At 40.3% G+C, this 12,556-nt stretch carries 16 protein-coding genes; 3 read left to right on the forward strand and 13 right to left on the reverse strand.

The genetic code is table 11. From position 1 onward, the window contains the following. Positions 1–18: 18 nt before the first annotated feature. From C4E06_RS18285 to C4E06_RS18330, 11 genes are all read right to left on the reverse strand, one after another. Complete coding sequence (locus C4E06_RS18285; RefSeq protein WP_107669452.1) at positions 19–243, reverse strand: hypothetical protein; 225 nt, start codon at positions 241–243, stop codon at positions 19–21. Between the two features lie 12 nt (positions 244–255). Beyond that, positions 256–525: a hypothetical protein gene (locus tag C4E06_RS18290; RefSeq protein ID WP_107669454.1), complete on the reverse strand. Its 270-nt coding sequence runs from the start codon at positions 523–525 to the stop codon at positions 256–258. Between the two features lie 61 nt (positions 526–586). Then, positions 587–1,564 (reverse strand): hypothetical protein, encoded by a 978-nt coding sequence (locus C4E06_RS18295; protein ID WP_107669562.1) that lies wholly within the window; start codon positions 1,562–1,564, stop codon positions 587–589. 524 nt (positions 1,565–2,088) lie between these two features. Further along, complete coding sequence (locus C4E06_RS18300; RefSeq protein ID WP_232826293.1) at positions 2,089–2,583, reverse strand: Zn-binding domain-containing protein; 495 nt, start codon at positions 2,581–2,583, stop codon at positions 2,089–2,091. Between the two features lie 70 nt (positions 2,584–2,653). Next, positions 2,654–2,881, reverse strand: a complete 228-nt coding sequence (locus C4E06_RS18305; protein WP_107669457.1) for a hypothetical protein — start codon at positions 2,879–2,881, stop codon at positions 2,654–2,656. Beyond that, a complete protein-coding gene (locus C4E06_RS18310) occupies positions 2,862–3,206 on the reverse strand; it encodes a helicase-related protein (RefSeq protein ID WP_107669459.1) in 345 nt (114 codons plus the stop codon). The genes C4E06_RS18305 and C4E06_RS18310 overlap by 20 nt, the downstream gene beginning before the upstream one ends. Next, on the reverse strand, positions 3,190–3,372 hold the full coding sequence (locus tag C4E06_RS18315; protein WP_107669461.1) for a hypothetical protein: 183 nt from the start codon (positions 3,370–3,372) through the stop codon (positions 3,190–3,192). The genes C4E06_RS18310 and C4E06_RS18315 overlap by 17 nt, the downstream gene beginning before the upstream one ends. Positions 3,373–3,497: 125 nt before the next feature. After that, positions 3,498–3,671, reverse strand: coding sequence for a hypothetical protein (locus C4E06_RS27380; protein WP_157951181.1), 174 nt, complete (start codon positions 3,669–3,671; stop codon positions 3,498–3,500). A 41-nt stretch (positions 3,672–3,712) separates the two neighbouring features. Then, the gene (locus C4E06_RS18320; protein WP_107669463.1) at positions 3,713–4,312 is read right to left on the reverse strand and encodes a DedA family protein; all 600 of its coding nucleotides are present in this window, start codon (positions 4,310–4,312) and stop codon (positions 3,713–3,715) included. A gap of 17 nt (positions 4,313–4,329) precedes the next feature. Next, positions 4,330–7,026, reverse strand: coding sequence for a cation-transporting P-type ATPase (locus tag C4E06_RS18325; protein ID WP_107669465.1), 2,697 nt, complete (start codon positions 7,024–7,026; stop codon positions 4,330–4,332). Between the two features lie 77 nt (positions 7,027–7,103). Then, a complete protein-coding gene (locus C4E06_RS18330) occupies positions 7,104–8,285 on the reverse strand; it encodes a sensor histidine kinase (RefSeq protein ID WP_107669467.1) in 1,182 nt (393 codons plus the stop codon). Between the two features lie 167 nt (positions 8,286–8,452). Between C4E06_RS18330 and C4E06_RS18335 the strand changes: the two genes are divergently transcribed. Both C4E06_RS18335 and C4E06_RS18340 read left to right on the forward strand, forming a co-directional pair. Continuing rightward, positions 8,453–9,217 (forward strand): RNA methyltransferase, encoded by a 765-nt coding sequence (locus tag C4E06_RS18335; protein ID WP_107669469.1) that lies wholly within the window; start codon positions 8,453–8,455, stop codon positions 9,215–9,217. Between the two features lie 423 nt (positions 9,218–9,640). Further along, on the forward strand, positions 9,641–10,207 hold the full coding sequence (locus C4E06_RS18340) for a hypothetical protein (RefSeq protein ID WP_107669471.1): 567 nt from the start codon (positions 9,641–9,643) through the stop codon (positions 10,205–10,207). Here the strand turns inward: C4E06_RS18340 and C4E06_RS18345 are convergent, their stop codons facing one another. Beyond that, on the reverse strand, positions 10,208–11,068 hold the full coding sequence (locus C4E06_RS18345) for an SWIM zinc finger family protein (protein WP_107669472.1): 861 nt from the start codon (positions 11,066–11,068) through the stop codon (positions 10,208–10,210). 16 nt (positions 11,069–11,084) lie between these two features. Then, complete coding sequence (locus tag C4E06_RS18350) at positions 11,085–11,864, reverse strand: D-alanyl-D-alanine carboxypeptidase family protein (protein ID WP_107669474.1); 780 nt, start codon at positions 11,862–11,864, stop codon at positions 11,085–11,087. A gap of 264 nt (positions 11,865–12,128) precedes the next feature. On the opposite strand from C4E06_RS18350, the gene C4E06_RS18355 reads away from it, so the two are divergent. Further along, positions 12,129–12,461 carry a hypothetical protein gene (locus tag C4E06_RS18355; RefSeq protein ID WP_107669476.1) on the forward strand — a complete coding sequence of 111 codons (333 nt, stop codon included), beginning with the start codon at positions 12,129–12,131 and terminating at the stop codon, positions 12,459–12,461. Positions 12,462–12,556 lie beyond the last annotated feature (95 nt).

The raw sequence follows: 12,556 nt of genomic DNA on the forward strand, positions 1-12,556 counted from the left end.
CTAACAGTTAGTCGTTATTTACTTCATTTTCACATCTTTCAGTAAAAATGGCATCATCAGCCCTGTTACTAGACTAGAAATAGTAATGACAAAAGCGAGATTTAATCCCGTTTCGCCCAAGCCTATTAATAGTAAAGAACCAATTAAAACCCCTAAAGTTAATTGACGATAAAAATAACCAGGGTTGCGGAATAATTTACCTTTAAAAAATAACTTTGCTGAGTACCAAGCTAAATCTAACATAATCAAAAACTCCTAAACTAATTTGAGAACAACTAAACCAATAGCTGCGACAGGAATTACTCCAGCTGGACCCAATAAACTCCCCAAAATACCTGCTAATTCATAGCCTAAATCTTTACCTGCTAAAATGATGCCACCAATAGCACCAGCAATCATCGAAACAAAAGCCGCAAATAATAACCAGAAAATCCCTGTAATTAAGGTGATTTCTCCAGCCATTAAATTAGTAAAAAAGTCTTGAATCCCTGGGTTACTACTCACATATCCAATTAAATCAGTCATAGAGAAGAATCTCCTAAAATTAACGAAAGTACAAACTTTTTTGTCTCAATTATTTGTAGGGTTATTGAGATAATGCTGACAATTCTTTCTCAATGTTTTCTATCATTTCTGTGACTAAGTTAGCTTGTTCCCATTGTCCATAGTCCATAAATATTTGTTTGGCTTCTTGATAGTAAGCTTGAGATTGTTTGAGATTATTAGGGTTGCCGGCTTCAGGGTTTTCAATATCATCCGGTAAATTAAACAAAACGTTCGCTTTATTGGCAATGGTATTGGCGTATTCGATGGGGGTATCCTGTCGAGTTCTTACCTTCAACGCCTCATCATAGGCGGCTAATGCCTTCAAATTGTTCTCAATGGGATGGGATGTATTAAGATATTGGAGAGCGTTGGCTAGATTGTTTTGGAGCATGGCATATTCACTGGGATGATCGATCAATGTCACCCATTTCAATGCTGCTTCAAACGATTGTACTGCCATCCCTTGACGCATTTTTTCCTTATCCGAACTCAAGGGTAAAGACAAATAAGCGATCGCAATATTATTCTGTAAAATAGCAAATTCTTGGGGATAACTTTCCCCAGTGAACACTTTAGCTGCTTTTTGATAAGCTTGGATAGCCTCTTGCATAGTCGCTTTGTGGAAGTTAACCAACCCCTGCAACACCACCCCTAAATTCATGTAGGTTTCGGCTACTTCTTCGGGGGAAGCGTGTTCTTCTAAAATAGGTAACGCCTTGTCATAGGCGGTTTTCGCTTCTAAGAGTAACCCTGGTCCTTCACTGGGAATGGTTCGTAATGCGGTTCCCATCCCCGATAAACATCTGGCCTGCAACACAGGCATCTCAGGGGTACACAGTTCTAACCCTCTGTGGTAAAGTAAAACAGCATCTTCAAGTTGTTGGCTGGTTTTAGGTTTATGTTGTAATCCTGCGGCCATTTCGATCAACATTTCCACTTTTTCGGCTAAAGTGGCGGTTTCCGATTCAATGGCAGTTAAAGCGGCCTTTACATTGGCATCACTGATGGTGGGTGTCACGGCATTCAATAGATAAATAAGTGTTCACAAAAATAGGTAACCAACCCTTGTCTATGGGTTCATTCATAAGAGACGATTGAGGTTGTTACCACGATTGGACTGTTGTTGAGATTAAACCTGTTGAAAGATAATAAGATACCCAAGAAAATTATTATTATTTCTTGGCATTTCGCCAAAATCATCAAGCTATTTCTAGGCTGATCAGATAAGGATACTCATCTCTATTTAATCAATAACCTTCTAAATTGTTTCTATTTCTTGCTATTTTTTTAAGATTAGTGTAAAAATTGTTTACCGTCGCTTCGCTCCTGGGTGTGGGGTATGGTAAACTTTAACCCCTACCCCCTGCCCCCTACACCCTGTTCAAAATGTATCCAGTCTTTGTGAAGTACCCCAACTTGCTTCGCTGAAATTGGGGCTTCCCAACAACAACTCAATTCAAGGACGGTTTTATTCGTCTTCGAGATTTCCCGTCTCATTGGCCGTTGCCTCCACAGGCAGACTCCCTGCTTCCCAAGGAGTTATTACTTATTCGGCAAGTCACTGTTTGGTCTTACGCTCTTGCTGCCTACTTTTTTATTCTTCACTGACTTCTTTTCCCGATCTGACAATGTTTCTGCGCCGAAAGTATTACTACTTTGCTTTGATGTTAGGCTGTCTGTAATTCCAACGTTCGGGTGGGTCGCAACCACAAGCATTGTAGCACAAGTTTCTAAAATGTGTACGCTTTTTTGTTCCATTTTTTGTGCCAAATGTTCATTATTAGGATTATGTTGGGCGCAAACAGGATCATTTGAACAGAGTCGGCCTAATTCCAACGCCATTTTTAAATAGTCTTCAAAGCGATCGCCGATTTTCACTAAACCCCCCAGTGTACCTTCACTCCCTGTGGTTCCCGTAAACAAGAGAATGCCATAACCAGACTCTCCTGCATAAATCCGTTCTCGAATGGAACTCGCTGCATAACCACAATCAAGGGCAATAGCCGTAATCAATAAATGAGAGAAAGAATGAAGCATAATATAGGGTAAACCAGGAAATTTTACCTCATCTTCTTTTAGCCCTCGCTGTTTACGCCATTTTTCAAAACTAGAAAAAAGGTGTTGACCTCTTTTTTGAACCTCTGTTCGTTGTTGCCATTGGGCGATCGCCTTGACAATAGCCTAACACGGGGCGATCGGGGATGGTTGCATCGGAGAGGGGACGACGGGCTTTGCATCCTTGGCAACGGACAAAAATATTAGCAAAATCATTACCGGAACCCCCTTCATCTAACCACAGTTGACCATTACAGGTTCTATCGGCCCCTCGCTGCATCCGTAGCCATTAAAATTCTGAGGGGATGACGGTTCGGATCTTGATTAAAAGCGGTTTTAATTGCTTCTCGTCTTTCTTCTCCAATTCCACCATGAAAGACATCAATTCGTTTTTCTGCCTGATGGGAACCGGCGATCGCTTGTTGTAGTTGTTGTTGTAAATAACGTTTCGTATCCGTATATTCAGTAAAAATTAACACCCGTCGGTTTAACCATTGGGCGTTTTCTTGTCCTAAATGGGGACAAAGATTCTCTTTTAACCACTCAATTAAACGTTGCATTCTGGCATCTTTCTGATAACGATTAGCCTCAGCAATTTCTGCCATTTCTGCTAATAAATTTAATTCTTCTTGCGTAATTTAGGGTATGTAAATAAGCTGAAAACTGACGAGGATTATCAAACCCTCTGTTAGCGATGGTTTCCCAACTGTTAACCCCTAAACTTTCAGCATCAATTTCTCGTTCCCAGAGAACTTCTAAGTAGTCGGACATAAATATAATTAACTGTCTTAAGAAATGTAAACAAGCTGTAACCCCTTAAGGTGCGCTTTCCAATGGCGAGGGAACCTCGCCTTGGGTCGCACCTCTCCCTGCTCCCTACTCCGGCGCTCCCCCGCTCACTTGACAGTAACGTTTATTTTTGTCCAGGTACTTAGAGTGTCTCCCAAGGCATCATCTTCTAAACAAGCAAGACGTACCAACGTATCATAGTTAGAGGGTTTCACTTCCTCTATTAAGTATTGTCGAGAGCGTACCCGAACAATTTGTCCTGTTGTTAGTGTGAGGCTCATTGTTACCTTTTATATCAAAATCCTTTTTTAGTATTCCCTATTTACGGCTTGCGTTTACGTCGAATCACCCAACCCACAGAAACCACCACTACCACGACAGCAACAACAATACTAAACGGCCCGAGAAAATCTTTAACTCGGTCATAGTTAGCTCCTAGAATATACCCGGCGAAAGTCAATAAACTCACCCAGATAGCAGTGCCTAGGGTTGAATAGAAAAGAAACGGCAATAAGGGCATCTTACTTAACCCGGCAGGCACAGAAATATAGGTGCGTACCCCCGGAACCAAACGACTGACACAAGCTGCAATTTCGCCGCGACGCTCAAACCAATCTTTAGCTCTGTCAATGTCTTCACTCGAAACCGTTAACCATTGCCCGTAACGATCCGCTAAACCTTTAATACGCTTCAAACTTAGGGATTTTCCCAAATAATACCAAGGTAACGCCCCCAACACTGAACCAATTACCCCGGCTATCACCACAGAAACAAAATGTAATTTACCTTGAGTCACCACAAACCCCGCTAACGGCATAATTAACTCTGAGGGAATGGGAGGAAACAAATTTTCCAATAACATTAATAAAGCAATTCCAACATATCCTAATCCATTGACGATATTAACAATCCAATCAAGCATAATATTTTAAAAATAAACTATTTACGAATCAATTTGACAATTTGTCCCACAATCACAGGAATAAAACTTGCTGCGATCGCCATTGCCCAACCCTTCACACCCGGGTCAACGGTTTGTAAGGCTCCTGAGAGTCCGGGTAAATAAACTGCCGATAACAACAGTCCCGTACAAATCAACAAAGCCCCCCAAATATAGGGATTTTGACTAATTTCATTACGAATTAACCCCCCATCGGCATCACGCATATTAAAGACGTGCCATAAGCGACCAAACGCTAACGCCAAGAAAGAAATAGTCACCGCTTGTTTTTCTTCCCAACCCAAAACATAAAAAACATAGAAAAATATTCCTAACACTGGAGCCGAAATTAATAAACCGTAAAGAACGATGGCCAACCAATGTCCTTTAGTCAAAATAGCCTCTTTTGAATCACGGGGAGGATGTTCCATTAAATGAGGGTTTCCTTCTCCTACTCCTAACGCTAAAGCTGGAAAGACATCATTCACCGCATTTAAAAAGAGAATTTGTAACGGTAATAACGGTAAGGGTGCATCCGTCAAAGAAGCAAAGGCCACCGCCATAATTTCCCCCACATTACCGGAGAGTAAATAAATGGTAAATTTACGAATATTATTGAAAATCGCCCTTCCCTGTTCCACGGCTGCCACAATGGTCGAAAATGCGTCATCTTGCAAGATCATGTCTGCTGCTTCTTTGGCTACCTGAGTGCCTCGTTGGCCCATCGCGATGCCGATATCCGCTTTTTTGAGGGCCGGGGCATCATTCACCCCATCCCCAGTCATGCCCACAACAGCCCCTGCCTGTTGATGGAGGGCAATTAAATTAAGTTTTTGTTCCGGACTGACCCGTGCAAAAATTGGCACTTGTCGCAGGGCTTCTTGTTGGTCTGAGGGGATATCATCAGGATTTTTCAGGACTTTTCCCAGTTGGGCTTCCCGTTCTTTTTCTGTGGTTAAGCCCACCGCTAAGCCAATATTACGGGCGGTCACCGGTTGATCTCCGGTGACCATAATGGGACGAATACCAGCCTCATGACAAGCTTTGAGAGCTTGTTTCACCGCTTCTCTGGGGGGATCGAGTAATCCCACCACCCCTAACAGGGTTAAACCTTGATACGGTTCACTATCTGGGTTATCAACGGTTTTTTGGGCGATCGCTAAAATTCTCAGTCCATCCTGTGCCAAAGAATGACATTTATCTTCCCACGTTTCATAGGTTTCTTTATCCATCTCCTGGGTTTGTTCAGAGGTTGCGTAATGGGAACACACCGGTAACACCGATTCTGGGGCCCCTTTAACCGCTACCCAATATTTACCTTCTACTTCGTGAAAGGTGGCCATCATTTTGGTTTGAGTATCAAACGCCTCTTCTCGGACTTCTGGCTTTTGTTCTCGCTGTTTATTACGGTTTAAGTCAGCTTTAGCCGCTAAAGCAACCAGGGCGATCTCGGTGGGATCGCCCACGTCTTGGTGTTCTTTCCCCCCTTCTTCCACGGCTAAGGTGGCATTATTACACAACACACAAACATTTAAGAGATTCCTGAGAATCGGATGATCTAAGGGATCAATGGTTTGGTCATTACGACGAAATTGACCTTGAGTTTGTTGTTCCCCTGTGATTTCAATGGAATCGGACCATAACCTAACTTCCCTGGCCGTCATGCGGTTTTCCGTTAAGGTTCCCGTCTTATCGGTACAAATAATACTGGTTGCCCCGAGGGTTTCTACTGCCGAGAGACGGTTAATAATGGCGTTGCGTTTGGCCATGCGCCACATTCCTCGGGCCAGGGCAACAGTGGCCACAATGGGTAAGCCTTCAGGGACAGCGGCCACCGATAAAGCGATCGCCGTTTCTACCATCGTATACAGATCCCGACCGCTAACAATCCCCACACCGGCAATAACAACGGCAATTAACAGGGTAATCCAAATCAGCCTTTTACCGAGACTATCTAATCTTTTTTCTAAGGGGGTAACTTCTTCTTCGGCTTCGGCGGTTAAAGAGGAAATATGACCCAGTTCCGTATTCATTCCGGTACTCACCACCACCCCTTCCCCACTGCCGCGAGTAATGGCGGTTCCTTTAAAAACCATATTACGGCGATCGGCAATTTCTAGCTCTTTTTCCAGGGGTTCTATGGTTTTACTGACGGGAACGGATTCCCCTGTCAGGGCTGATTCATCGGCTTGTAATTTTGAGGCTTCTAATAAGCGTAAATCGGCCGCCACTAAGTCTCCACCTTCTAAGATAACAATATCTCCTGGAACTAATTCCTTAGCGTCTATTTCTTGTACTTGATGATTGCGTCGCACTTTCGTTGTCGTTTCACTCAGTTTTTGTAGGGACTCCATCGAACGAACGGCTTTCATTTCCGTCACAAAGCCAATAACTGCGTTGAGAAGAATGGCGATGATAATAGCAACCCCTTCGATCCATTCTTGAAAGGCAAAGGAAAGAACTGCAGCTGCAGCTAATAAGGCAATAATGGGGCTTTTGAATTGAGCAATGAGAATTTGCCAAGCACTGCGACGTTGAAAGTCTTGGAGACGATTTTCGCCGTATTTTTTCCGTCGTTTTTTAACGGTGGATGAATCTAATCCTTGTTTAATATCGACGGATAAACGTTGAAGAATATCATCGGTTTCTAGGGAACTGGCTTCTTCTAGGTCTACTTTTGGTGCGACTTGACTCATATCTTCAATTCATTTTTTAAGGCCTGCTTAAATCTTGTCGCAAATTTATCTTTAATTAATCCTTCTTTAGTATTAAGTTAGGATACTGGAAACGTTATTGTAAAAATCGATCCTTCTCCTGGCGTGGAAACTAGGTTAATTTCCCCTTGAAGTAGTTTGACTATTTTATCAACAATTGCTAATCCTAAACCCGTGCGATCAGGTATGACTCTATTTTTTAAATTAACTCGATAGTAAGGATTAAAAATTTGGGATTGGTCTTCTTTAGAGATACCAATACCTGTATCGCTGACAATAAGTGACCATTGATCATCGTTTTCTGTCTGACATCTTATTGTAATCGTTCCTGAGTCAGTGTATTTGATAGCATTGCTGACTAAATTAGTAATGATTTGCCTCAATCTTAAAGGATCTGTTACCATTTTTTCGGGAGCGTTGTCAAAGTCAAGTTTAATTTCTAAGTTCTTGTGGGTCGCACTGGGTTCTAAAGTTTCAATGATAGATCGAACTAAAAAACGCAAGTTAGTCGGTTCTAAATTGAGGGATATTTTTCCAGCTTCGTAGCGAGACATTTCGAGAGCATTATTGATTAAATGAAGTAATTGTCTACCGTTTTTAATTACTTTTTCGGTAAGCTCTAAATTTAAAGAAGTGTCGGGATTTTCATTGACTTTTTGTTGCTGTTGTTGTAGCAATCTAGAAAAACCGATAATCGAATTCAGAGGAGTCTTTAATTCATGGGCTAACTCAGATAAATCTTCTTTTTGCGTTGCTATCAAACGCTCTAATTCCTCATTGGTAAGCAATAGTTGAGTCCGTACTTCTTCAAGTTCTTCTAGTCGCTGTTGCAGATAACTATCTAAAGACCAACAAATAACCTGATCAATGACTGAATCAATCACTTCAATCATCGATAATACTTCCTCTGCTGAACCAGAGAGTAAATCTGATTTTAAAACACTGACAATAATTGTTCTTAATAAACTATATTCTCGTACTATTTCAGCAACATCGTAACCTTGCTCTGCTCTAATAATGCCATGATCCAATCCTTTTCTTTCTAGCTTTTTGGGTTTATCTTTTAAAGAGTCCGAGAGTAAACTAGCCAAGGCTTCTACAACGTAAGGAATGCTATTACGAACTGATTTATAAGCAAGACCTTTGGCACTTTCTATCTCTATATCTGTCCGAATAGCTCCGATCCAATCATCGGTAATTATTTCTATTTTAGTAAGCAAGGCATGACCAATGTCGTTCATTTCTCTAGAAAATGACTAAATATGTGTGTTGGTTATCATAGTAATTTTACTATGCTCTGGACAATTACATTAATTAATGTTACCTAAGAAATTGAATCCTTCTTTGGTAATATTAAAGCTCAGAATCTGTATTAATTTTCTTTAAAAAAGTTTACCGATTAGGAACTATGAATGAAACTGCGCTGACGAGAGTTCGTATTGTTTTGGTAGAACCGGCGGGGGCTTTAAATGTGGGATCGGTAGCCCGTGTGATGAAAAATATGAGCTTAAATCAGTTAATTTTAGTTAAGCCGAATTGCGATCGCTTCAGTGATGACGCTAGACTCATGGCGGTTCATGGTATTGATGTTTTAGAGAAGTCCCAAGTTGTTGATAGTATTCCTGAAGCGTTACAAGGGTGTCATCGCATCATCGCCACCACAGGGCGATCTCTATCTCTACCCACCCATCTCGAAACCCCACGGGATGCTTTACCCTGGTTATTAACCGAAGACTTAAACACTGCTTTGTTGTTTGGGCCAGAAGATCGGGGCTTAAACAATCAAGAACTCAATTATGCTCAACGTTTTGTCTATATTCCAGCTAATTCTGACTATTCTTCTTTAAATTTGGCTCAGGCTGTGGCTGTCTGTAGTTACGAACTGTATCAAGCCGCCCAAAAACCTACAGAAAATAACTCGGACTCATCTTTTAACCCTGCTGCTTTTGAAGCGTTAGAAGGGTATTATCAACATTTAGAAGCGGTTTTACTGAAAATCGGTTATCTTTATCCCCATACGGCCAAAGCACGTCTCGAAAAATTTCGCAGACTGTACAATAAAGCGAACTTAACTACCGAAGAAGTTGCCCTACTACGGGGTATTTTACGACAAGTTGACTGGGCTTGTCATCATTTCCCCTCACATAATCAAGGAGAAGGCAATGGGGAGTAGGGGAGTAGGGAGTATAGGGAGAACAATATTCAGTAGATCACAAAGATCCTAGTTGAGATTGCAGGGGAGTGGGGAGACTAGAGCAGGGGAGATAAGAAATAGGACTAAATTTACTAAAAAAATGTTATTATTTAGCATCAGAGTAAAAAATCTAGAAAAAAATAATTATGCTAGACGAGAGCTTGAATTTAGTTCAAAATACTCTCCGAAGCTCCCTTGCTCCCTGCTCCCCCGCAGCCTTTTACAAGTAAGTTTTCGATCTACTTATATTAATTTTCTTCCCACACTTCACACACACACTTACGTTTGCCTTTTGTCTATTTCGATCCCCCACACCCCCCACACCCCCCACACCCCCCTTTATAGGGGGGGTAGGGGGCAGGGGGGGTAGGGGGATTATAGAAAGTACAAGATGTGAGTTTTATGAATACAAAAGAATCTAATTTATATTTAATATGTCCTGGATTTCATGATCAGGGTTTGACCGATTCTTTTATTAGAAATATTAGTCATCACTCTATCAATCTAGATAACTTATTAATCTTTCCAACGGATCAATATCCCCCCTATTCTGGCTTTCATTTAGTACAGTATTTAAGAGAAAAATGCCATAAAAAAACACAAAAATTAATCATAATTGCCTTTAGTGCCGGAGTCGTTGCGGCGGTTACTGCTGCTTGGCAATGGCAGTTACAAGGAACTACCATTAAGGGGTTAATTGCCTTCGATGGGTGGGGGGTTCCTCTAGGGGGTAATTTTCCCATTTATCGCGTGAGTCATGACCAATTTACTCATGAAAGTTCTATTATATTAGGTACAGGATCAATGAATTTTTATGCTGATCCTGCTGTTGAACATTTGGACTTATGGCGATCGCCTCATCTCGTTCAAGGTTGGATGACAGAAACCACATCCTCCAACCAAACAATGTTATCTAAGATGTCTTTAATTGACTTTTTGATGACGATAATAACTAATATATCATCTTGATTATTCATCCCGATTTAAGGCTGTCATCATCCCTTGTTGTGACACCATTTGATAAACCTGTTGTAAATAATCTTTGACTATTTTGGCTTCTTCGTAAGCTAAGGGTATTCTTCCTAAAACATCTAACACTGTTTTATTATCAGTAGGAGGAACAATAACCACTAAGGATGGATCTAAAGATTCTTGATATTGCCAAAATTGGTTAATATCTAAGTCTTGATTTTCTTGCCTTTCTCTTAACTCTATTTCCTGACTATTATTAACAGTTTCTGCACTGTTTTCTAAGGAACTTGCTTGAGGCTCTACTTGTTTTTTACGTAACGCTCTCAACCCTTCTAAAATTTGTGTTTTTGTCCTTCCTCTTAACTGAAAGATAATAAAAGGATCTTCGCTAAATCTTTCGGCTAATTGATAATAAATGGCTCCGATATGTTTACAAGGGTTGGCTTTATCGGGACAACTACAACGGGAATGCACATCAGATAAAGTAAAAGGAAAAACGCTTAACCCATTTTCTGTGAACACTTTTTCTATATTATCTGGCATTTTTCCTGCTAGTAATTGAGCGGAAAAAATAGCTTTTTTTGATAAACTTTTAATAATAAAATTCCAATCTTCATCAGTAAAAGGATCAAGGGAAAGGGAAACTTGATAAGGTTCGGGTTCCGTTCCTTGAACTTTAGCGAATACCTCAGATCCCGAAAATTCAATACTTAATATATGTCCTTCTCTAGCATAATTTCTTGCCCGTTCTAATCGTTTTTTGAAGCGATAGGAATCTAATAATTCTAACCAACGAATTACCCACCATTCTTGTTGAGGTAAATTATTACCATCATTGACTAAATTAGCTTGTGTCATAATCACTAAACTCACCTTAATTAACTAGATTGTCTTCAGAAGAAGCATTATTCTGTAATTGTTGCGCTTCATAAAAGGTTTTTAAACTTTCCCCATCCCCTACATATCTCCAATGCCAAGGTTCATAACTAATGCCTTGGGGATTATTCCGAGGAAATGATAATTCAAAACTATATTTTGCTGCATTATTTTCTAACCAACGAAAGGCAGGGGTTTGTTCAAAATTTTCACTTAAATTAGTAGCAGGAACTTGACCGTCACCGATATCAACCGCATAACCTGTATGATGTTCACTATAATTGGGAGGTGCGCTAACTTCTGCTCTTTTACGAGTGTCTTGGTTCCTTTGACGTTTGATTTCAAAGAATAAATATTCTTGTTGTTCAACGGTTCTAAATCCAGAAATTGGATTTAAAATAATGCCACTTTCCCGCGCATCTCGCTGCATTTTTAAGAAGCTATCGGCTGCTTTTTCTCTCAGTTTAATTCTTCCGTCGTTAGTAATAGATTTTAATTGATTAGGATCAGCTTCTTCATAAGGTAAATGACCTAAAATATTTTCCACCGTTTCAGGGGTTGGACTGGGTGATGGGGTGGGTTCTACCGATACCGTATTCGTTTCCGATGGGGAAGACATCAGACGCATGATCCCTAGACTTCCAAGAATAATAATAGCCAACCCACTCAACCCTAAGATAACCAATTTAGGATTGAGGGATGAAGATGTGGGAGTGGTAGGAATATCCCGCAATGCTTCGGGAATATCTTCTTTGGATGTTTGTTGTTTATGGTTCATTGATAGTTATTAAATAAGTCAACCCCTATTCCTATTTTAAAGTCAATCTTCAATCAATTTTTTAAGATAAAGTCATAACGATTATAGATTGTTATTAGGGTCTCTGTTGATCAATATATTACTGAATGAGCGTAAAAGCTTAACCGATAGAACAGTCGGGCAATTGTCATGGTTTTCTGTAATGCTTCTTAATATACTCTTGTCTTGACTTCTGTAACATTTTATACAAAAATTGAGTTAGATAAAAAATCCCTGATATTTCTTATGAATCCATCCTTTTTACCTCCTGATGATTTACCCTGTTGGGTTCCCGGCGATCTTGAATTATGTTGGGAATTCAATGATATTGTTAGCCGTTTGTTTTATAATTCTTGCGACGAACAAACTCAAAACTTATTATCAAAATGTGGTTGGAATTTAACCACGGGCCGTGATGGCTTAACCTTAGTGTTAATTTGCCCTAAAAACGGCTTAACCTGGCAAATTTTGAAATCTTTAGAAACGGTCAGTGACCATTTACATCAACTCGGAAAACAAGCGAGAATTCGCATTTATCCGCCACCACAAAGTGGGAGTCCTATGGAAGTGATTATTTGAGTCAAGAAAAAATTTTAGGGTGGGGGATGCTCACCCTAATTATTATTATATTAATTGATATTAAATTGTATAGAGTTTAACAGTCTTTATGGTTT

Origin of the sequence: Cyanothece sp. BG0011 (assembly GCF_003013815.1) — a bacterium.
In the GTDB taxonomy this organism is placed as follows: domain Bacteria; phylum Cyanobacteriota; class Cyanobacteriia; order Cyanobacteriales; family Microcystaceae; genus Crocosphaera.